The 22,458-nt window shown below is 52.4% G+C and carries 17 protein-coding genes; 10 read left to right on the forward strand and 7 right to left on the reverse strand.

Going from position 1 to position 22,458, the window contains the following annotated elements; all coding sequences use genetic code 11:
- Positions 1-52: 52 nt before the first annotated feature.
- Complete coding sequence (locus QWF21_RS07720; RefSeq protein ID WP_330087464.1) at positions 53-697, reverse strand: methylamine utilization protein; 645 nt, start codon at positions 695-697, stop codon at positions 53-55.
- 114 nt (positions 698-811) lie between these two features.
- Here QWF21_RS07720 and QWF21_RS07725 point away from each other — a divergent pair, with 114 nt between their 5' ends.
- Positions 812-3,094 (forward strand): patatin-like phospholipase family protein, encoded by a 2,283-nt coding sequence (locus QWF21_RS07725; protein WP_330087465.1) that lies wholly within the window; start codon positions 812-814, stop codon positions 3,092-3,094.
- Positions 3,095-3,137: 43 nt separating this feature from the next.
- On the opposite strand, the gene QWF21_RS07730 is transcribed toward QWF21_RS07725, so the two are convergent.
- The 3 genes from QWF21_RS07730 to QWF21_RS07740 all read right to left on the reverse strand — a co-directional run bounded on the left by QWF21_RS07730 (position 3,138) and on the right by QWF21_RS07740 (position 5,398).
- Positions 3,138-3,833: an alpha/beta hydrolase family protein gene (locus QWF21_RS07730; RefSeq protein ID WP_330087570.1), complete on the reverse strand. Its 696-nt coding sequence runs from the start codon at positions 3,831-3,833 to the stop codon at positions 3,138-3,140.
- A gap of 36 nt (positions 3,834-3,869) precedes the next feature.
- Positions 3,870-5,126: a hypothetical protein gene (locus QWF21_RS07735; RefSeq protein WP_330087466.1), complete on the reverse strand. Its 1,257-nt coding sequence runs from the start codon at positions 5,124-5,126 to the stop codon at positions 3,870-3,872.
- Positions 5,127-5,218: 92 nt separating this feature from the next.
- Positions 5,219-5,398 carry a hypothetical protein gene (locus QWF21_RS07740; RefSeq protein WP_330087467.1) on the reverse strand — a complete coding sequence of 60 codons (180 nt, stop codon included), beginning with the start codon at positions 5,396-5,398 and terminating at the stop codon, positions 5,219-5,221.
- A gap of 141 nt (positions 5,399-5,539) precedes the next feature.
- On the opposite strand from QWF21_RS07740, the gene rmuC reads away from it, so the two are divergent.
- A complete protein-coding gene (gene rmuC / locus QWF21_RS07745) occupies positions 5,540-7,075 on the forward strand; it encodes a DNA recombination protein RmuC (RefSeq protein WP_407935270.1) in 1,536 nt (511 codons plus the stop codon).
- On the opposite strand, the gene QWF21_RS07750 is transcribed toward rmuC, so the two are convergent.
- The gene (locus tag QWF21_RS07750; RefSeq protein ID WP_330087468.1) at positions 7,017-7,220 is read right to left on the reverse strand and encodes a hypothetical protein; all 204 of its coding nucleotides are present in this window, start codon (positions 7,218-7,220) and stop codon (positions 7,017-7,019) included. The genes rmuC and QWF21_RS07750 overlap by 59 nt on opposite strands.
- Before the next feature lie 327 nt (positions 7,221-7,547).
- On the opposite strand from QWF21_RS07750, the gene QWF21_RS07755 reads away from it, so the two are divergent.
- Positions 7,548-10,406, forward strand: a complete 2,859-nt coding sequence (locus QWF21_RS07755) for a TonB-dependent receptor domain-containing protein (protein WP_407935271.1) — start codon at positions 7,548-7,550, stop codon at positions 10,404-10,406.
- A gap of 191 nt (positions 10,407-10,597) precedes the next feature.
- Here the strand turns inward: QWF21_RS07755 and QWF21_RS07760 are convergent, their stop codons facing one another.
- Entirely contained in the window at positions 10,598-11,692 is a 1,095-nt protein-coding gene (locus QWF21_RS07760; RefSeq protein ID WP_330087470.1) for a dipeptide epimerase, read from the reverse strand.
- A 56-nt stretch (positions 11,693-11,748) separates the two neighbouring features.
- Positions 11,749-12,918, reverse strand: coding sequence for a DUF819 family protein (locus QWF21_RS07765; protein ID WP_330087471.1), 1,170 nt, complete (start codon positions 12,916-12,918; stop codon positions 11,749-11,751).
- A gap of 266 nt (positions 12,919-13,184) precedes the next feature.
- Between QWF21_RS07765 and QWF21_RS07770 the strand changes: the two genes are divergently transcribed.
- From QWF21_RS07770 to QWF21_RS07800, 7 genes are all read left to right on the forward strand, one after another.
- Positions 13,185-15,083 carry a glycoside hydrolase family 3 protein gene (locus tag QWF21_RS07770; RefSeq protein WP_330087472.1) on the forward strand — a complete coding sequence of 633 codons (1,899 nt, stop codon included), beginning with the start codon at positions 13,185-13,187 and terminating at the stop codon, positions 15,081-15,083.
- Entirely contained in the window at positions 15,083-16,705 is a 1,623-nt protein-coding gene (gene pbp4b, locus QWF21_RS07775) for a penicillin binding protein PBP4B (RefSeq protein ID WP_330087473.1), read from the forward strand. The genes QWF21_RS07770 and pbp4b overlap by 1 nt, the downstream gene beginning before the upstream one ends.
- A gap of 27 nt (positions 16,706-16,732) precedes the next feature.
- The gene (locus tag QWF21_RS07780; protein WP_330087474.1) at positions 16,733-18,325 is read left to right on the forward strand and encodes a sodium:solute symporter; all 1,593 of its coding nucleotides are present in this window, start codon (positions 16,733-16,735) and stop codon (positions 18,323-18,325) included.
- Positions 18,322-19,215, forward strand: a complete 894-nt coding sequence (locus QWF21_RS07785) for a BadF/BadG/BcrA/BcrD ATPase family protein (protein ID WP_330087475.1) — start codon at positions 18,322-18,324, stop codon at positions 19,213-19,215. The genes QWF21_RS07780 and QWF21_RS07785 overlap by 4 nt, the downstream gene beginning before the upstream one ends.
- Positions 19,212-20,180, forward strand: coding sequence for an N-acetylmuramic acid 6-phosphate etherase (gene murQ / locus QWF21_RS07790; RefSeq protein WP_330087476.1), 969 nt, complete (start codon positions 19,212-19,214; stop codon positions 20,178-20,180). Before QWF21_RS07785 ends, murQ begins: the two co-directional genes overlap by 4 nt.
- 104 nt (positions 20,181-20,284) lie before the next feature.
- Complete coding sequence (lysA, locus tag QWF21_RS07795; protein WP_330087477.1) at positions 20,285-21,538, forward strand: diaminopimelate decarboxylase; 1,254 nt, start codon at positions 20,285-20,287, stop codon at positions 21,536-21,538.
- Positions 21,539-21,616: 78 nt separating this feature from the next.
- Positions 21,617-22,453: a MurR/RpiR family transcriptional regulator gene (locus tag QWF21_RS07800; protein ID WP_330087572.1), complete on the forward strand. Its 837-nt coding sequence runs from the start codon at positions 21,617-21,619 to the stop codon at positions 22,451-22,453.
- Positions 22,454-22,458 lie beyond the last annotated feature (5 nt).

A 22,458-nucleotide genomic window follows, 5' to 3' on the forward strand; every position in this document is an offset into this window, starting at 1 on the left:
AATGATTACAAGCAGTAGGCGGTGACGTAATGAGTTGAGTATTCGCATCGATTCAGGAGCCAAAGCCACGTTGTGGGGTGGGTTGCTTCGGGCGGTGTTGAACAGTCAGCTGGTACTGGCTTTGGCTATTACCTTTGTGTTCCACCTCAATCAGCGCCCAATCTTCCTGTTGGAAAGGATGCCACAGCCGGAGCTGATAGCGACCTGCCCCCAGACTCTGGAATTGAGCTTCTCCCCTGGCGTTGGTGACTTGCAACAAGGGACTGTTGCTAATAAACACATAAGCTTCCATGTAATCGTGAATATTGCAACCGAGGGCGACGATACCGGCTTGATCAAAGCGTACCGGCTGTTCTGGCTGGCCATGATAGAGCTGAATTTCAAACACCTTGGCTGGTGAAAAGGAATAGACATGGTGACGGGTGCGATCCATATTTGGAAAATCAACTGCAGTACCGACCTGAATGGCTGAGACGAAAGGCACAAAGTTCAGCCCCTGCTGCTTAACGGTCACGGATGCCGGAAGTTGGGGGGGAGTCGGCTGGGGGGTATCCAGCACCACAAGTTCGACCACCGCATCCTCTAATGGCTTACCATCTTGATCCAATACCAGAATTTGCCAATCTCCGGCAGTTGCATTTAGGGTAGTTACACTGCACAGTAAACACAATGCGATAGCAGTAGCGACGAATGTCATGGCAAACAACCTCGGCTCACAGGTGATGCAAACCCAATGTTTTGCATCTGCTTTAACCTTAGCAAGGTGTTGGGCTGGACTCAAACAGATTCTTAAAAGGAGCTTGGATCAGGCATGAAGCAACAAAAAAGTCGCACAGGCTGGAGCCGGCTCGGTTGGCTGCTTTGCTGGTGGCCAGCTTTACTTTCTGCGGAAACGACAGAACTTAGCGGTCCTTGCGCAATGGTGACAGATAGGCCTTGCGTTGCACTGGTTTTAGGTGGCGGTGGTGCCAGAGGCGGTGCTCATCTGGGAGTGATTCGTTATTTGGAGCAGCAGCAGATCCCGGTTGATCTGGTGATAGGAACCAGCATTGGTGCTTTTGTAGGTGGCTTGTATGCCAGCGGCAAAGGTCCGGAGCAAATCGAACACATACTCACGGAGTTGCCCTGGGGAGAGGGCTTTCAGGATCGGGTACGGCGTCATGAGATGCCGGCCAGAAGGAAGCAACAGGGCGATGCTTACCCGATCCAGCTGGAATTGGGTTTACGACTGGATGGCGTGCACCTGCCCAAAGGCGTGCTGCATGGTCAGGCCATGGCTCAGTTGCTGCAGCAAGCTTTTGGGGTTCAGGCCAATCAGCTGGATTTTGATGAGCTGGCAATTCCGTTTCGAGCGGTAGCCGCCGACCTGGTGACAGGCGAGGCCGTGGTACTGAATGAAGGCAGTTTGCTGCAAGCGGTGCAGGCTTCCATGTCGATCCCCGGGGTGGTCAGGCCGATGGAAATCAATCAGCGTATTCTGGTGGATGGGGGCGTTGCCAATAATTTGCCGGTCGATGTTGCCAAGGCGCTTGGCGCTGAACGTATTATTGCCGTGAGCATTGATGCGCCTTTATTGCAAAAGGAGGACTTGACCGATGCGTTTAGTGTCTCTGAACAATTAACCAATTTTTTGGTTCGCCGTGGCCTGGCCGTTCAGTTGGCGTTACTGGACGAGCAGGATATTTTGCTGCGACCCGGTTTGACCGGCATCGGCACCCTTGACTTTGATCGCCTGATGGAGGGAGCTGATATTGGCTACCAGAGCGCTCAGGCGGCCTCCGAGTTGCAAGCGCTATCGGTATCGGCCGCAGACTATCATCAGTGGCTGTTAAGCCACCGCTTGCCCGATCCATCCGGTCAGCATATCGACCAGATAGTGTTGCACAATCACTCTGCGCTTGCCGATGACATCCTGCTAAGTCGCCTCGGTATTAAGCCCGGAGATCCATACGATAGTCAGGTGGTAGAGAAAGGTATCCGGCGTTTGTATGGTCTGGATGTGTTTGAGCGTGTTTCCCAGCAACTCACCATTTTAGACGACGACAGTACCGAACTGCAGGTGCAGGTGCAGGAGAAAAGCTGGGGGCCGGGTTACCTGAATTTCCGTTTGCGTTTTGAAGATGATTTTCAGAATAAACACCATTACCAGCTTGCCGCCAGCTATCTGTATACCAACTTAAGCCCGCTGGGAGCAGAGTGGTATTCAGAGCTCGGTATTGGCAGCGACAAGCTGATTAGTAGTGAACTGTACTGGCCGGTGTTTAGCCCGGCTACTTTTGTCAGTGGCAAGGTTTCGGCGTTCAGTGATCGCCAGGTGTTGGAGGATGAGAACCGGCGTTCACTGGGTGATTTGAATCACAGTGAGTTCAATAGTACGGTGCTGGCCGGTCTGAATGTCAGTGACCACCTGACGCTGGCCAGCGGTTGGACCCGTAGAGTGGGCCGCTACCGCGCACCAGGCTCTTTGCGTGAGACTGAAAGTGGGGTGCGTTTATCCTATCAGCGTTATGGACCTGTGTTGCAAGGACACTGGGACACTCTGGATAACATCAACTTTCCGGGCCGGGGCATTCGGCTGAGCAGTGAAGTGCAGTGGCTGCAGGATCGCTCCGGTGTCAGCCGTGGCAATAGCCAGACACTGAACCTGGATTTGTTGGTTGCTAAAAGCTGGCAGGCGCACCGGTTGCATAGCCGTTGGAGTTGGCAGCGTTATCGCAATGACGATCCAGAGCTGATTTTAGAGCAATTTAGCCTGGGGGGCTTTTTGAATTTATCGGGGTATCCGCATCAGTATCTGTACGGTAGCACCGTGAGTTTTGGTAGCCTGGTCTATCAGTACCAACTGACACAGTCCCAAATGTCATTTTTAAATATGCCCTGGTTTATTGGTGGCTCCATTGAGCGTGGCCGGGTGCGGGATGATTTGCTGAACCTGAATCAGGCGCAGCAAACCGATGCCTGGTTATGGGCTGGCAGCCTGTTCCTTGGTTGGGACAGCCCACTTGGTCCACTGTTTTTTGGCTATGGCCGAGCCGAGGGGGACAACCGCAGTCAGGTTGACTCCTGGTATTTATCGCTGGGGCATAACTTCTAACTGGTAACCCCAGCGAGTAGCGGTTCGTTTGTTATCACCAAACTTAGTCGGCGTAACGCTCAAACCATGCCAGGATGCGTTTGAGCCGCTCCACCAGATTGATTGGCGTGCCATTCCTGGACAGGCTATGGCCTTCGCCTTTGAACACCACCATCTCCACCGGCACATCGTTGGCTTTTAGTGCATAAAACCACTCTTCGCCCTGGCCTATTGGCGTGATGTGATCTTCAGTGCTGTGAATGATCAGTGTTGGTGTACTGACCTGATTGGCATACTTTAACGGCGAGCGGTTCCAGTACAGCTCGAAATTCTGCCAGATGGTACCGGCAAATTCACGGCGCATCGAGTTTGGCGGATATTGCTGGGTGCCGGCTTCGGATAGCCAGTTACTGACACTGCGTTGGGTTACCGCGGCTTTAAAGCGGTCGGTTTGTGTGGTAATCCAGTTGGTTAAAAAGCCGCCGTGGCTGCCGCCGGTAATGTACAGACGAGAGCTGTCCAGCCAGTCGTGCTGCTGCAACACATGGTCCAGCACGGCCATGTTGTCGCGGAAATCGACGCCACCGTAATCGGCATGCACTGCATGCTGATGGGCATAACCATAGCCGGTACTGCCGCGGTAGTTGGTAAAGACGACCGCATAGCCAGCAGCAGCCATCATTTGAAACTCATGAAACCACTGATGGCCCCACATGCCGCCCGGCCCGCCTTTGATATTTAGGATCAGCGGATAAGACAGGCCGGCTTGCCACCCAACAGGTTTGAGTAAGAAGCCCTAGCTTTGGCCTTGCTCGTGCTCAAACCAGAACGATTCCAGTGGCTGCAACTTGAGCTCGCTCAGTAGCTGCTGATTGAATCGGGTGAGCTGCCGTGGTGCTTGGTTGGCATTTTGAAACCAGATTTCTGGCAGGTGCTGCTCATCTTGCCAGAGGTAACCCAGGCGTTTGCCATCGGCAGTTAAGGTAAGCTGTGAGGCACTGCCTTGCTCGCTTAAACGAATACGGGGAGTATCGCGGCGCAGATCCAGTTCAAAAACCGGCCGTGAGCCCTGATGATCAGCACTCAGTAAGATGCGATCCTTGCTTTGCCAGAGTGCATTGCTGGCGTTGCGATCCCAGTCCTTAGCTATCAGGCGGTTGCCACCAGTGCGCAGCTGATGCAGCACCAACTGCTGTGGTTCAAAATAGTCGGCCTGATGCTGATACAGCAACTGGCTGCCATCCGGCGACCATTGCGGGGAACTGGCCTGGCCTGGCAGGGTATCCAGCCGGGTGATGGAGCCATCATCCAGTGCAAGCAAGAATAAATCCTGCTGCATGCTGCCCTCCAGTGCATCCTCACTGCGATCAGAGGCAAAGACAATCTGGCTGCCATCGGGAGAAAACTGTGCCGAATGATCATGCCAGCGGGCGTCACCGGTTAGACGGCTGAGTTGCTGCGTTGCGATATCCAACAGCCAAAGACCAGAGCGCCGCTCATTCAGATAACCGCTGCCATCACTTTTGTACAGCGCATGGCGGATTACCACCACATCAGCCTCAGGGGATCCATGGTTGGCTTTCTCAGCCGTGGGGTCCTCAATGGCCGGATCCACCGACAAAGTCAGCAGCAACTGTTGGCCATCGGGCGACCAGCTGAAATCACGAATACCGGCCTGCTTGAGCGAGGTGATTGCCCGGGCCTCTCCCCCTGCTATTGGCAGCAGGTGCAGCTGCTGGCCATCCTTGCGGCCTGAAAGAAAAGCCAGTTGGCTGCCATCCGGCGACCAGCGTGGGCTGCGGTCATGGTTGCTAAAGGTCAGTTGGCGGGGATCTGTCTTGCCATCGGTTGCCACCAGCCAGAGGTTGCTATGGCGGCTGCGTTTATCCTCGCCAATGGTGCTGTGCACAAAGGCAAGCTGCCGGCCATCCGGTGCCAACTGCGGATCCGTCACAAAGACAAAACGGTAGTAGTCGTCTGGCAGCATGCCACGAGGCTCGGCGCCCAGTAGCAGTGGCGTTAATAAACACAGTGCAACAAAAAGTCGAAACATTGGTAAACTCCTGGAACGGCATGCAGGGATTGCAGCGCACTAACAACATACAGGCAAGTCAAAACCGGCTGCCTGCATGCTGGGCGAGATGGTTAGCGAAATAACATGTACAGCAGCTGAGCCAGCAGCACGATACCGACCAGTGGAAAAATATAGCGGGTTATTTTACTCAGTTCTTCCTCACTTCGGCGCTTGCCGTACTTTTCCAGAACCGTCACCAGAATAAATAAGGCAACAAACAGCAAGGCCAGAATGATAAAAATAGGTGGCATAGTTCCATCCGGTTTTGTCGGTGTTGGTGCAGTGTAATACGAAAAATGCACAGACGAAACTGGCAGAGTCTATCAATGCTTGTTCCTAAGGCCAGGATAGGTCAGCATAGGCCTTATCCGCACTAAACGGAATGCGATCGCATGAATGAAATGTCCATCTATGTCCTGTCGGGAGTTGCTGTTGCGCTGTTATTGCTGCTGCCGGCCCTGTTGTTTTTACGGCAAAAGTCCCGCTTGCTTTTACAGACCATGCAACAGCAACTGGAGCAAAGTCAGCAACAGGCACAGCAGTACCAGCATGAGTTGAAAGCACAAATGGAGCTGGCAGCACGCAGCCGCGATCTGTTGCAGATACGGCAAACCGAATTGCGTGAGCGCGAGCTGCAACTCGCTGAGCTGAAACAAATGCAGCAGCAACACAAAGCGGAGCAGCAGACACTGCACAGCAACTATCTGGCGATGAAAGAACAACATGATCGGCTGCACAGCACCCTCGCTGCCAAAGAGCAGCACTTTGCCGAGCAACTGGCTTTGCTGAAAGACAGCCGTGATCAGTTGAAAAAAGAGTTTGAGTTATTGGCTCAAGACGTGCTGGAGCGCAAGGGCAAGGCGTTCAGTGAGCTTAGCCAGCAGCAGTTGCAGCAGTTGTTGTCCCCACTGCAGCAGGACATGAAGGGCTTCCGCGATAAGATGGAGCGTATGCACAGCGATGAACTGCAACAACGCAGCGCCCTTAAAACCGAGCTGATCAATCTGCAGCAATTGAATCATCGCATCACCGACCAGGCTGAGCAATTAACTAAAGCATTGCAGGGACAAAAAAAGGTACAGGGTAACTGGGGTGAGTTAATGTTGGAAAATGTGCTGGACAACTCTGGTTTACGTGCCGGTGTGGACTATCAACGCGAGGTAAGTTTTGACAGTGACGATGGCAAGCGGCGGCCGGATGCTATTGTGTACCTGCCGCAGCAGCGGCATATGGTGATTGATGCCAAAACCTCGCTGGCTGCTTACACCCGCTTTGTTAATGCGGATAATGATAGCGCGCGCGCGCAGGCCCTGGCAGAACATTGCCAGGCTGTGCAAGATCGCATCACTGAGTTGGCGGATAAAAACTATTATCAGCTGGCAGGATTGAATTCGCCGGAAGTGGTGTTTTTGTTTATCCCGATTGAATCGGCTTATGTCGAGGCACTGAAATCCGATCCCGAGCTGTACCAGCGGGCATTGCAACGCAACGTGCTAGTCGCTACACCGACCACCTTGCTAACCAGCCTGAATATTGTGCGCCAACTCTGGCGTTTTGAAGATCAAAGCAAGCACAGTGCCGAGCTGGCCAATCGAGCCGAAAAATTTTACAGCAAACTGAAACTGTTTTTGGACAGCATGCTAGGGGTGGGCAAGCAATTGGACAAGGCTCGCGAAAGCTATGACAAAGCGTTTGGTCAGTTGTACAGTGGGCGCGGCAACCTCATTAAACAAGCGGCTGAGTTTAAAGAGCTGGGCGTGGCAGTTAAAAGCGAACTCGATGCCGGGCTGCTGGAAAAAGCCCGGCTGGAGTTGCATGCAACAGCGCAGCAAAATAGCGCAGAAGATGAGCTATCAGACGACAATAGGCTCAGTGGTAGCAGAGTGCAAATAGCATCATTGCCAGAATCGCAAAAGAGCCTGCGCTGAAAATACCGAACTCAATACGAGCCTCCATGCGTTGTTCCGGGCTGAGATTAGCCGGTAGTACACAGGCATAGATCAGGCAGCTTAACCCCAACGTCAGGCTAACAATGGTGACAGCGAACAACAAGGATGAGAAAAGCAACTCCACAACAGACTCCTTACAACAAGCAGAATGTGGCCATAGCCAGCCAACAAGCGACATATTCTACGGCAAATTCGCTGGCGTTGCATAAAAAGCCGCTCAGTTGGTACAAAAAAAGCAGACTTATTCTGGGATACCCGATTAGCCCAGAATTTTTTATATCTTTTATTCTTAAATTAAACATTGGGTTAGATTTATTTTGGAATGAAATATTCTGAATTAATAAATTATTCAGCATAATTTATTTCAAATTGATGGAATCTTTGCTATGTTAAAACTGTTCGGAAAACGAACAACTAATTAGAAGAAAATCCAGGTGACCAGTTAGGAGAGATGCACGTGAAGTTGAAACCATTAATCGGGTGTTTAGCCCTGGCCGGGCTAGGCACACACGCGATAGCGAATGATAATCTGTCTGTTGCAGAGGCCGATGAAGCCGTTGAACGAATTCGGGTCACTGGCTCCAGCATTAAACGTACTACTTTGGAAGGCGAGTTACCGATCACCGTGTTTACCCGCGAGGATATCAATGCTGCCGGTATTACCTCAGGTGAACAGCTGTTGATGCAATTGAATATTGCAGGCAATGGCATGGACAATATGGCCAGTAATGAAGGCATCACTACCGCGGAGAACCGTGGTAACTCAGGCAACTCCGGTGCCAATTTACGTGGTCAGGGGGCGGATGCCACCCTGGTGTTACTGAATGGCCGTCGTTTGGCGCCGCATGGCTTAAAAGGCCGTAGCGTTGATCTGAACTCCATTCCATTTGCTGCCTTGGATCGGGTGGAGATCCTGCGTGATGGCGCTTCTGCAGTGTATGGAACCGATGCCATCGGCGGGGTGATTAACTTTATTACCCGACGTGATTACACCGGTGCCCAGGTGTCTGGTTTTGCAGATATCACCGAAGCAGGTGCAGGCCATATTTATCGCGGTAATGTGCTCTTTGGGGTAGGTGACTTTGATCAGGATGGCTGGAATGCCTTTGCCACTCTGACGGCTAAACGAAACTTGGGTATTCGTGGTACTCAGCGTGATTTTACCTACTCTTTCCGCGAAGATCGCGGCTTATCGCCGGATACGCGTGGCACACCCTTTGCTACCATTTTTAACCAGAACTCCGATACGGCTCCTGGCTTAATTGGTGGCGGTTTGCTCGATCCGGATCCGGCGAATGAAGGCGCCCTGATGGCTGCGATCAATATCCTGGCTTTACCCGGTGCGGAAGGTTGTGCGGCGGGTGGCGACTTTATGGACCGCTTCGACCCGAATCTGTATCCCTGGTCGGCAACGTCCAAATATGCCTGTGCCTGGGAATATGCCCGTCATCGTATGCTGCAGTCACCTCTGGAAAGTCTGGATTTCATTGGCCGGGTGTCTTTTAACTTAGGCGATGGCCATGAAATGTTCTTTGAACTTTCTGCCGCTCATGTCGAATCCAGAAAGAGTTTTGAAGCCTATCAAATTAGCTCCAGTACGCTTGAGAATGCCCAGTACAATCCATCCACCTGGTATCCAAGCACCGGGGCAAATTATGATCGTATCTACAATGCCTTAGGCGAGTACTTTGGTTACGATGATTTGAATTACGGTGCTCCTATTGCCTATCGTTGGCGCTGTATGGAGTGTGGGCCTCGTACTTTTGATACCGATACCACTTCCTACCGTGCTTTGTTGGCATTTGAAGGCATGATTGCCGATTACGATTACACGGTTGGGTTCTCACGTTCAGAGAATACCTCTAAAACGACTCTGGTTGATGGGTACTATTATCTGGATCAATTACAAAGCTTACTTGGCAGTGGCACCCTGGATCCTTTTGCATCGCCAGGGCAACAATCCCAGGCGGCTTTGGATGGTCTGGCAGCTGCTTCAGCGGCGGGCCTCAAGCTGTATAAGGGGACGACCACTCTAACCCAGCTGGATGCTGTTGTGTCCGGTGATCTGGGGCTGGAGTTACCGGGTGGTTTCATTCAGGCCGCTGTCGGAACCGACTTGCGTCGTGAGGAGTACAAGTTTGATGGCTCCGATTTAGAACCCGGTAAAACAGTGCCACTGGCACCTTTTGACGATCAAAATGCGCTGGATAAAGTAAGCCGCAATATCAAAGCTGTCTTTGCGGAAGTTTATCTGCCACTGCTGGATAATCTGGATCTGACTCTGGCCGGCCGTTACGATCATTACAGTGGTTTTGGCAGTACCACCAACCCGAAAGTATCGCTGAAGTACCAGCCTGTCGAGCAAGTTATGGTGCGGGCGGCATACAGTACCGGCTTTAAGGTGCCGAATTTTAACCAGCTGTTTGAAGGGGTTCGTGCAGAAGCCAATACCGTGGATACCTGGTTTGACCCGGCTATTTGTCCGGATGGCCAGGTCAGCGATACGCCGGGTTGTGAATCTATCCAGCCAGATATTCTGCGTGGCGGTAAAATAGACTTGCAGCCTGAAGAGTCTACGCAAAAGAGCATTGGTGTGGTGCTGGTCCCTGTCGATAACTTCAATATCAGCATTGACTGGTGGGAGATTGAACGGACCAACACCATCCGTACTGCAACACAAACTGTGTTGCTGGAAAACTATGACGCTTTTCAGGACAACTTTATCCGTGATGCTTCCGGCCAAATCACACTGATTGATGGACGTTTTATCAACTCAGGGGGCACCTTGACCAGGGGCATTGAATTGGATGCTAACCTGTTTGGAGAGCTTGCTGGCGGCAGTTGGCGGGTACGGTTAAATGGTAACTACCTGCAGAGCTTTAAAACCAAAGCGCTCGACACACTGCCCTACAGTGAAAATCTGGTTGGTCAGTTTGTTTACAACAACAACTTGCCTATCAAATGGAAGCATACGCTGAATTTCAGCTACACGCATGGCGACTTTATGCACAGTCTGACGCAGATATATCGGCATGGTTATGAAGGTGCCATCTTTGCACGGATTGCCAGCGGTGCCCATACTCCCGAGAACTGGGATCAGCGGGTGAGTAGCTATACTACCTACAATTACAGCATGACGTACCGGGGCCTGGAAAATACGTTGATTACACTGGGAATTAAGAACCTGTTTGATCAGGATCCGCCGTTCTCATCACACAATATGGACTCGGCAGCTGGTTCTGCCTGGGAGCCGCGTGTGGCTGATCCTCGTGGTCGGGCTTATACCTTACTGGTGGAATACACCTTCTAAGGTCGAACCGTTATAAAAAACCGCAGCCAGGATGCTGCGGTTTTTTTTGTCAGCAGCAGCGCTTTATTTACATTGGTACAGGCAGCAGGGGGGATGTGTTTTTATGTTGCCAGCCTAAACGCAGGCCTGGAGCATAAAAAAACCGGCAACCATACGGCTACCGGCTATGCTATCGGCAGGGAGAATGCCATTTAAGCGAGCATGTTCAGGCCTTTGATACTGCGAATACCAAGGCCTGGCGTATCTTCAATGCTGATATCCGCACCTTCGAACAGCACATTGCCTTCGACAGGATCAAACGAACAAAGCGAAGGGCCATCCAAGTCCACCTTGGTAATCACATCGGATTTAGCAACGGCCAGGTGCACAGCGGCAGACACACTGATGCTGGTTTCCAGCATGCAACCAATCATGCACTGCATGTCGTAGAACGAGCAGATATCTGCGATTTTAATGGCATTGGAGATGCCCCCGGTTTTCATCAGCTTGATGTTGATGATATCGGCAGCACGCATTTTGATCAGTTCAATAACTTCGCGCGGACTGAAGGTGGTTTCATCGGCCATGACCGGGGTATGCACCCGGTCGGTAACGTATTTCAGGCCATCAATATCCAGCGCTTTAACAGGTTGCTCCACCAGTTCCAGCCGGACACCGGCATCTTCCAGTTTATGCAGTGCATAGACGGCTTCCTTCGCCGTCCAGCCCTGGTTCGCATCAAGCCGGATCAGTGCCCGGCCTTCAACGGCGGCGTAGATGGCTTTGACCCGCTCTATATCAACGCCTATGTCTTTGCCAACTTTGACTTTTAGTGTCTCAAAACCGCGGTCTACAGCATCCAGCGAATCTGCCACCATCTTATCGATGTAATCGACGCTGATGGTCAGGTCCGTGGTGAGTTTAGGCACACCGCCACCGAGCATTTTGTACAATGGGGCGCCATAAAGTTGCGCAAACAAGTCGTAAACCGCTATTTCTACCGCTGCTTTGGCGCTGTAGTTTTTCATAATGCAGTTTTGGATCACCCGGGTGACATGATTCAGATCGGAGATATCCAGGCCCACTAATTTGGGCTTAATCACGGTGCGGATGGCTTCGATAATAGAGCCATGAATATCACCGGTAATCACGGCCGTCGCCGGAGCTTCCCCATAACCTACATGGCCGGTATCGGTTTCTACCATAACCACGACATCTTCAATTTCATGCACGGTACGTAGCGCCGTTTTAAAGGGCGTTTTCAATGGCACCTTCAACATGCCCAAACGGATATCAGTAATCTTCATGTCTAACCTCGAACGCAAGAAATCGGTGCACTTGCACTATAATGGCTGTCTGGTTGTCAGGCTAGCCAGAACAGCATTTTACCTACCAGCAGACCACCTGCCGTGCCAACAACATAACCCAGCATCGCCATCAACACCCCAACGGGGATCAAGGCTTTGGAGTAGGCGGCTGCCAGTATAGGGGCTGAAGCGACCCCGCCGATGTTGGCCAGGGAGGCCACACCGCAGGTGAATAAATCAAGTCGGAATAGTTTGGCTACCAAAGCCATCAGCAGACCATGAATACACAGAATCATCAGGCCAGCGGTGACATAAATCGGCGCTTTGACTAAATCGGCGAAATCAGCTCTGGAAGCAATCAGCGCGATAATCACCAACAGCATAATCTGAGACAGCTCGACAGAGCCAGCCAGTCTGCCAAGCCTTGTCATCGCAGCCAGCACACCGGCCAGTGTGACCAGCAAAATGGTCCAGGTCATGCTGGTTAAGAAAGCGGTTGTTGGTAACAGGCTAGCCAGGTGCTGACTGACCGCCGATACCAAAAAACTCAGGCTGAGTAACACCAGTAAGTTCAGCTGGGTCACAGTCGTACCTGCTGCCTTTGCTTCGTGCTGTTGTGCCAGTCGCTCACCGGCTTTAGCCAGCAAGCTGCTGTCCGCATTGGTCCAGCGATTGAACAGGCCGGCAAAAGGCACCAACGCCAGCAGGATCATCACCCAGATAGCGTAATCAATGGAGTCCATCAGCAAGGTGTAGCCCATGCGACTGTCTGGTACATCCAGCGCTGACTGGATAGCCGCCATATTACCGGTGCCGCCCATCCAACTGCCCGATAAGGCGGCAAAGGTTTTCCAGCTATCGGGTTCCAGCCAGCGATGAAAGATAGCAAAAGTAATGACGAAGCCAAGCATAATCGTGATCACCGCAGTAAAAAAGGCCCCCAACATGCGGGGACCAAGGTGGGCAATCGCTCGTAAATCGCTTTTTAGCAACATCAGGAAAATCATGGCAGGCAGCAGGTTGTTTCGTACCACACTGTACGTTGCGCGAATACTGTCGCTTTGGCTCCAAAGCCCTAAACTGGAAGCCAGCATCACGCTAAAATACAACAGCACAATGCCGGGTAAAATGGCAAACAAGCGCCAACCACTGTGCTTCTCCAGTAAGCCGAGCCCGGCTGCCATCAGCAACAAGACAGTCAGGAATAAAAAACCATCTGTGATCATCGGGTATCCGCAACAAAGTAATTAAATATTCTACAATGAAATAAACATTAGCATAAATTATTCCTTTGTAAAATGCCTTCTTGTTGATCCGGTCAGTATTTTCTGACCAACCTGCTGTAAGGGGTTGCTACCCCTGAGCTTTATGTTGGAATAAATAATTCTATGTGGTCGTTTATTAGGAATAATTTAGTTGTCGATTGGGGGTGGCTTTGCTAAGGTGTGTTGAAACTTTCAGCAAAAGGGTGGGCCAACTGGCCAGGTTCTGCATGAAAAAAAATGTACTGCATTTGAGCTGGATTGTTACTATAGCCTGTATTGGAATTTATCTGGGATGGACGGCTTTGCGCACTGAATTAACCCTGGAACAAAAAATTGCCCAGAAGCTGATGATCGATGTACGGTACTTTTGCCCGGAGCCCGGTGAGACACCATGTCGCTCGGCTGTGACCCATTTGCCGCACGAGCTGGCACAACTGATTACAGAGACTGGCCTGGGTGGCGTTATTTTGTTTGCGGAAAACCTGCAATCCCCTGAGCAGATTATTGATTTGACACAGGATCTGCAGAAGGCTGCTTTGCAATCACCTGTTGGCCAGCCACTGTTTATTTCCGTTGACCAGGAGGGTGGCCGGGTTTTTCGGACACCACGCCATTTTAGCTCTGGTTTTGCCGGCAATATGGCCATAGGCGCGACCTATGCACGCCATGGTGATTTTTATGCCAGCCAGGTTGGCCGCGTGCTGGGGCAGGAGCTGGCAGTACTGGGTATTAATACCAACCATGCGCCGGTGGTTGATGTGAACAGCAATCCCGACAATCCGGTGATCAATGTGCGCTCTTTTGGTGAGCAGCCGCAACAGGTGGCTGAGTTAGCGGTGGCGATGCTAAGCAGCATGCAACAGCAAGGTGTACTCGGTACGCTAAAGCATTTCCCAGGTCATGGTGATACGCATTTGGACAGCCATTTGGCATTGCCATTGGTGACCCATTCGCGTCGTCAGATTGAGCGTGTTGACTTGGCCCCATTTCAGTGGGCCATTGAGCACACTGAAGTGCCAATGATCATGACAGCACATATTCAGTACCCAGAGCTGGATAACAGCCAGATTGAAAGCAAAGATGGCAACCGGATGCTTCGGCCGGCGACGATGTCGCGGGCTATGCTGACCGATTTGTTAAGGCAGCAGATGGGGTATCAGGGGCTGATTATTACCGATGCGCTGGATATGGCTGCCATCAGCCATTACTTTTCACCAGAGCAGGCGGTGCTGGAAACCTTCGCAGCTGGTGCTGATATTGCGTTAATGCCTTACCCTATTCGCGAACCTGAGGATATCAAAGCTTTCAAACAATTGATCAGCCGGTTAGCAACTGCTGTTCGGCAAGGGCAGCTTAGTGCAGCAGAGCTGGAAGTTTCCTGGCAGCGAATAAGAAAGCTAAAAGCTGGCTGGCTCCATACCACCACTGTACAGGATGATCGAACAGCCCTGTATCGGCTGGCAAAGCAGCAATTGGGCCAGCCAGCCCACCAGGCGCTCGAGTTGGAGCTTGCCCGCCAGGCTGCCACCTTATTGCAGAACCAATCCGGGCTCTTGCCATTACCAACAAAGCGCATTGCCCATTTGCATCTGTTAGCAGCTACACCTTTGCAGGCGCGGATGCTGCAACAAGCACTGAGCCGGCAATGGCCGCAGGAGGAGTGGCAGCGGCTGCGCTGGACCCAGAGCACGTTCGATGACTGGCAGCCAGAGCAGGCACTGCAGCTTAGTCAGCAGGCGGATCTGGTGATCCATGCCGGCTGGCAGCGGCTGGCCAGTCTGGTGGATGCCGGAGGCATGGCGGACCTTGCCAGTCAACCGCGTCCGGCCATCAGTTATGAGGCTGCTATGCAGGCCAGTCAGCAGGTGCTGCAGGCTACCAGGCAGGCAGGAAGCTCTGTGGTATTGTTAGGTTTTGGTACCCCTTATGAGCTGATTCCCTTATTGCCGTTCAGTGATCTCAGTATAGTGGCTTACCATCACGGTATTGAGCAAAGCCAGGCTGAGGTACTTTATGGGCCGACCTATCAGGCGGTTGCTGAGGCTTTGCTCGGGCATACCGCCTTGCATGGTACTTTGCCGGTGCAACTGATGGTGCCTGAGATGGCTGCACAGGAGGTTCCATAATGGCACGGCGGTATCCGCTTTTAATCACCACAGTGCTGGCTCTGTTTTTACCGCTTGGTGCAGGCATGACGTTTAGTAGTGACTGGCCAGTGTCGGTGCGTGAGCCGGCCCAGCTTAGCATCGAACTGCCGGAGCAACGTAGCCAGCGACGCTTGGTGAATGACCGGCGAATTTTTTACAGTTATCAAGGCCAGGGCGCGCTCTGGCTGGATTTACAACAAGCCAGTTCAGCCAGTATTCTTATCAATGGTCGTGAACTGGCCTTGCCACCACAGCTGTCAGAGCAGCCGATGATCTTGTCGCTGGCGGATTACACCCGGGATGGATTGAACCAACTGCGGCTGGCGGCTGTAGAGCCGGCCGATGCCAGTATTCGGCTGCGGTTCAACTTCCCTCTGTTGTTGGATGGAACGGCCGCAGACGCGGGGTTTTCGGCCCAGCGGTTGGCAGAGCTGGATGCCATGATAGAGCAGGAGGTTGCTGCCGGCTTTCCCGGTGCGGTGTTGTTGATTGCGAAGAACGGCCGGGTGATCAAAGAAACAGCCTATGGTTACGCCAAGCGGTACGATCGTCATGGTCAGCAGTTGGTACAGCCTGAGCCAATGCAAACCGATACCTTGTTCGATATAGCTTCCAACAGCAAGATGTATGCGACTGTGTATGCGGTAATGAAACTGGCTACGGAGGGCCAGCTGGATATCAATGCGCCGATAGCGCATTATCTGCCGGAGTATCAGGGCGATGGGCGTGAACTGCGGTTGGTGCGGGATTTATTAGATCACAGTGCAGGCTATGGTCCGGAGTTGCATTTTTTCCGGCCAGATAATCGCTTGGGCGCTGACTTTTATTCGATAGAAGCGGAGCGTACCAAGCAATTGCTGATAGAGCAGGTACCTTTTCAGCGACCGCGTGGACAAAGTGCGGTGTACAGCGATACCGGCTTTATGTTGTTGGGGGCTCTGGTAGAGCGGGTGGCAGGTATGGCGCTGGATACGTATCTGGAGCAGCAGCTTTACCAGCCGCTGGGGCTTAGCAGTACCTTATTTAATCCATTGCAAAAAGGCATTGCAGCCAACCGTATTGCAGCGACGGAATTGGATGGCAACACCAGAGGTGGCTTGCACCAGCAGTTTCCAGCGATGCGTCGGGGGGTGTTGCGTGGTGAAGTCCACGATGAAAAAGCTTTTTACTCGCTGGGAGGGGTGGCTGGCCATGCCGGTTTGTTTAGTACTGCCCGTGAGCTGGCGGTACTGATGATGCTGGCGCAACATGGTGGTTACGGCGATGTTGCGGTATTCAGCCAGCCGGTGATCCAGCAGTTTGTCCGGCCATCGGGCCAGGATCACCGCTTTGGCCTGGGCTGGCGCACGGCGGTTGGAAGCGATCTGGACTGGCATTTTGGTCCTTATGCCAGCCGTTATGCTTTTGGCCATACCGGTTGGACTGGCACGGCTACCTTGATTGATCCATACTACGATCTGCTGGTGGTGCTGTTAACCAATAAAAAGCATTCACCGATCCGGCAGGATAGCAGCGGTTATTACTTCAGTGGCGATCGTTTTGAAACCGGCATGTATGGCAGTGTGATGAGCAAGATTTACGAGGCCATGCTTGGTTTATAATGCACCGCAAACAGCGCCGGAGGCGCCATGGAGATAAAACTGACGGCGCTGGATTGGCTGGTGTTTGCTGGTTACTTCCTGCTGCTGGCGGCAATGGGCTGGCTGTTAAGTCAAAGACGCGCCGGCAATGCCCGCGACTACTTTCTTGGCGGCAATCAGATGCCAATGTGGGCCGTGGCTATTTCGGTGATGGCCACCTCGCAGTCGGCAGCAACCTTCCTCGGTGGGCCTGATCAAGGATTTCGTGGGGATCTCACCTATCTGGCTACCAATCTTGGCGCTTTTATTGCTGCCTTTGTGGTAATGCTGTATTTGATCCCGCGCTACTATCAGGCCAGAGTCAGTACGGTATATGGCTTGCTGGCGCAACGCTTTGGTGATAGTGCCAAGCGTCAGGCCGGAACTATGTATCTGTTTGGTCGAGTCTTTGCCAGTGGGGCGCGCCTTTACATGGCTGCCATTGCGGTATCGATGGTGATTTTTCATAACATTGATGCCAGCAGCGTGGTGTTGTCGATCATCGTGCTGGCTTTTGGTGCCTTGGCGTATTCTGTAGCAGGAGGGATCCGCTCGGTTATTTACACCGATGCCTTCCAGTGTGCTGTTTATGTGCTGGCGGCCATAGCGGTGTTTATCTATCTGCTGTGGCTGATCCCGGCCGAGCCGGCAGCTATCCTGGCGGCGCTGAGGGAACCCCTGGATGGTTCCGGCTCGAAGTTGCAGTTACTGGATTTTTCACTTGATGTCAGTTCCGGTGGCGTTTTTACATTTTGGTCGGCCATGAGTGGTTTTGTGCTGCTGAATATTGCTGCTTTTGGGTTGGATCAGGATATGACCCAGCGGGTACTCAGCTGTAAAACGGCCAGGCAGGGTGCCAGCGCTATGCTGTTGTCGGTGGTATTGATTATTCCGGTGATGCTGCTCTTTATCGCCATTGGCATGTTGCTTTATGTATTCTATCTGCGGCCTGACTTGATGCAACAAGGTGGCGCAGAGCTTGCCGGCAGCTTTGCCGGTGAAACCGTGACGGTTTTTATGCATTTCGTACTCAATGAAATGCCTGCTGGTTTGCGGGGGCTGGTGACGGTTGGTGTGGTGGCGGCTGCACTTTCTACCATGACCTCCGGGCTCAACTCCATGTCTTCGGTGCTGGTGGAGGATTTGTATCGCCCCTGGCAACAGCGTCGCAGAGCGGCCACATCTGAACGACACTTTGTCCGGGCCGGTCAGTTTGGCATGTTGCTGACTGCAACAGCACTATCGGCGATGGCGGTACTGTGTTTTTACTGGCAGCAATTTAGCGATATGCCATTGCTGGCTTTTGCCCTTAGCGTGATGGTGTTTTCCTACAGTGGTCTGTTGGGGGTTTACTTTACGGTTCTATGCACTAACCGCGGTAATGCCCGCAGTGTGGCTGCCGCGCTGCTTTGTGGTTTTCTGGTGCCTTTGTTTTTTCAGCCTTATGTACTGCAGTTCTTTGGCCCTGTTCTGGCCACATGGGATTTGGGCTTTACCTGGCAGCTTTGCTTGGGTACCTTATTTGCTTTTGTGGTCTGTTGTTTAGGCAAGCCTAAACAACAGCAACCATCTTCATTCGCAGTCACAGGAGAGACAGAGTGACGGACTATATACTTGGTATTGATGCCGGTGGCACCAAAACCCTTGGCCGGCTGGTGCATCTCGCCAGTAATCGCAGCTGGCAACTGAAAATGGGCTCGGCCTCCCTGACCAACGACTACAACAATGCTGCGGCGACGCTGTATCAGTTGATTAGCAATTTATTTGAGCTGGCGCATTGTCAGGGCCGTGAAGTGACTGTAGTGGCTGGTGTGCCTGGTGCAGGTAATTTGCAGCTGCGCAGATCATTGGAGCTGCATCTGGCTGAACTTTGTCCACAGCTTTGGATCACCACCGATGCGAAAACATCCGTCTGGGGCGCGAATCATGGTCAGCCGGTGGCAGTGGTGGCTTTAGGTACCGGTTCGGTTGGTATGCGGCTGGAGTCCAATGGTGTCGAGCGACAGTTTGGTGGTTGGGGCTTTAACATTGGCGATGAAGGCAGCGGAGCTATTTTAGGGAAGATGGCGGTGCGTCAGGTGTTGGATGAGTTTGATCGCAGCCGTGCTTTCAGCTCCCGGTTGGCGAAGGCTGTGACTGCGGTGATTGGCACCGATCCGGCCAATATTCTGGCCTGGTTGAAACATGCGGTTGTGAATGATTTTTCCCGACTGGCCCCTCTGGTATTGCCTCTGGCAGCGCAATGCCCACAAGCAGCCAGAGTGTTTGGACGCTACCTGGATGATGTGGTAGAGCTGATTGATTTGACGTGCCAGGAGGTGGATTTACCGATAGTGATACTTGGCGGCCTGGCTGCAGGGACAATCCCGCAGTTGCCAGAGCGCATCCAACAGAAAGTGATTCCGGCGGCAGGTACTTCGGTGGATGGTGCATTATTGCTGGCACAAAAGTGGCGCAGTGGTGAGCTGGAAAAGACGGAGCCACGAGTATGATGGGGGAAAAGAAGCCGCCGGTACTGGATAGTGGTCAAGAGCAACAACTACTGCGTGAGCTGAGCAGCTTTTTATCCGAGAGTCGCAACCCGGATAGTATGGATTTGGACCAGTTGGATACTCTGGATGTTTTAAAACGCATTAACCAGGCTGATCAGCAAGTAGCACAGGTCCTGGCAGGGATCCTGGAGCAGGTAGCACAGGCCGTCGATGCCATAGTGGCAGCTTTTGCTGCCGGCGGGCGTTTAATCTACATCGGTGCTGGCACCAGTGGCCGGCTGGGTATTCTGGATGCGGCGGAGTGCCCGCCTACTTTCAGCACACCGCCGGAGCAGGTGCAAGCATTAATCGCCGGTGGGTCAGCGGCCATTTTACAGGCGGTAGAGGGGGCCGAAGACGATGCGGACCAGGGGATCAACGATGTGCAAGCCATTCATTTATCGGCCAGTGATGTGTTGGTGGGTATTGCCGCCAGTGGCCGCACCCCTTATGTGGTGGCGGCCATGCAGTATGGGCGTCAGCTTGGTTGCACCACCATAGGTATTAGCTGCAACCCGGATACTGCGGTGTTGCAGGCCGCGGATATCCCCTTATGTGCCGCTGTCGGGCCGGAGGTACTGACAGGGTCTACCCGAATGAAATCCGGTACCGCACAAAAATTGCTGCTGAATATGCTATCCACTGCCAGCATGGTACGTAGCGGGAAAGTGTATCAGAACCTGATGGTGGATGTGCACGCCAGCAATCAGAAGCTGTGTGTTCGTGCTGCCCGTATTGTGGCCGAAGCCACTGGCTGCACGCATCAGCAAGCGAAACAGATGCTGACTGAATCCGATAACAGTGCCAAGTTGGCCATTTTACGGCTGTTGACTGGTCTTGGCAAAGAAGATGCCATTGCTTTGTTAGCCGCTAAAGCTGGTTTTCTGCGCCAGGCACTGGCCAGCTTCCAGTCCAGCGATCACTAGGCGCTAGTGCAAAAAAGTGCAAAGCGCCCAAGAATGGCTGGAATAATTTATTCTTAACGGCTATTATCGTGAATAAACAATTCTGTTTGTTCAGGAGTCCTTTTATGGCCATTGGCTATCAGCAGCAAGAGTTGCACATTGAGCAGTTGCCTGCTGCTGCTTTGCTGCAGCAATACGGTTCCCCTTGTTATGTCTATTCCAAAGCTCAATTACTGACGAATTTGCAGGCTTACCAGCAAGCAGCAACTGGATTGGATGCTTTGATTTGCTTTGCGGTGAAAGCCAACTCCAACCTGGCGGTATTGCAGTGTTTTGCCAAAGCCGGTGCAGGGGCTGATGTGGTCTCCATTGGCGAACTGCAACGGGCGTTGGCAGCTGGTTTTCCAGCCAATCGTGTAGTGTATTCCGGGGTAGGTAAAACCAGGGCCGATATGGCGCTGGCACTAAAAGCCGGTATCTTGCAGTTTAATGTCGAGTCCATTCCAGAGTTAAAACGATTAAGTGAGGTGGCAACCGCGCTTAGCCTGGAAGCCGCAATAGCGGTACGGGTCAATCCGGATGTGGATGCCGGTACCCATGAAAAAATTGCCACCGGCAAAGCGGAGAATAAATTTGGCATTAGTTGGCAGCAGGTAGAGCAGGTGTATGGGTTGGCTGCCAGTTTACCGGGTATTCGTATCCAGGGCGTTGATATGCATATCGGCTCACAAATTACCGATTTAGCACCGTACCAGGCTGCATTTGAGCGCATGCTGGAGCTGGTGGATCGTTTGCAGGCGCTCGGTCACCCCATCGATACCATTGATCTGGGTGGTGGCCTGGGCATTTTGTATCCGGATGCCAGCCAGGCAGTTTCGATTGACAATTACATGGCGCTGGTACGTCGGCACTTTGCCGATAAAGGTTGCCGACTGATTTTAGAGCCAGGCCGCTCGCTGGCCGCCAATGCTGGTGTGTTGCTCTGTCAGGTGGAGTATGTAAAACAGGGACCGGGCAAAACCTTTTTGATTTTAGATGCGGCCATGAATGATTTGCTGCGTCCTGCCATGTATGGGGCTGTGCATGATATCTGGCCGGTACAGCAACAGCCGGACCGAGCCAGCTTGCGCTATGATGTCGTTGGCCCGGTGTGTGAAACCGGCGATACCTTCAGTATGGGGCAGTCTTTGCCTGAACTAAAGCCAGGGGAGGCTGTGGCAATAGGCCAGGCCGGTGCCTACGGTGCCGTCATGGCATCCTGTTACAACACCAGAGCTTTGGTTCCGGAGGTATTGGTATCCGGTATACAATCGGCCCTGATCCGACGTCGTATCGAGGTTGCAGAGCAACTGAGCTGGGATCAGATGCCAGATTTTTAACATTGTTTACCAGGGCCGGCTGTTCAGGTTATAGTAGTGCCGCTGGCCTTGGCTTAACACGAGTACAAAAACAATATGGTGTGTCTATTGAAAATCAGAGGTTTGCAAGACCAGATGTCGGCCATTGAACGCAAGCTTGCGGACTTTATTCTGGATAACTCGCATTTACTTCGGGATTACTCATCGCAGCAATTGGCGGATGCCGTGGGAGTGAGTCAGTCCAGTGTGGTGAAATTTTGTCAGAAAGTCGGTTACAAAGGTTACCCTGATTTCAAACTGGCAGTCAGCGAAGCGCTGGTAGCTCAGTCGAACCTGAACCGGGATGACAACAGCGATATTAAGAAAATGCCGCTGGCAGAAGTTGAGCAGTTTCAATTGCAGTTGCAGGCCAGCTATCGCACCTTAACTGAAATCAACGAACAAAAAAACCTGGATAGAGCCTGCCAACTGCTGGATGCGGCCGATAAAATTTTATTGGTTGGTTTTGGAGGCTCTGGTTTGGTGGCGGCTGATTTCGCCTTTCGTTTGCGGCAATTGGGCAAAACAGTGTGTTATCACCCCGATCCTGCGGTGCAACTGCAATACAGTGCGCAGCTCTCTGAGCAGAGTGTGTTGTTTGCTATTTCGCACAGTGGTGAAAATCAGGATGTGCTGCGGCTGGCCCGAGAGCTCAAGTCACAAAAAGTCCAACTGATATCACTGACGGCTTTTAAAACCAACCCGCTTAGTTTATTGGTACAAACACCTTTGTATGTGCTGGCCGGTGACAGCAGCCCCCGGCTGGATCCGCTGCTGGAGCAATTAAGTGCGCAGCATGTATGCCATTTATTGTATTTGCAGCTGAGCAAAATTAACGCCAATGCCAAGATGCTGGAGCACAGCCAGCGCCTGTTGCAACAGCTGGCACGCCATTAAGTCTC

Origin of the sequence: Alkalimonas mucilaginosa (genome assembly GCF_036327005.1) — a bacterium.
GTDB classification, from domain to species: Bacteria; Pseudomonadota; Gammaproteobacteria; order Enterobacterales; family Alteromonadaceae; genus Alkalimonas; species Alkalimonas mucilaginosa.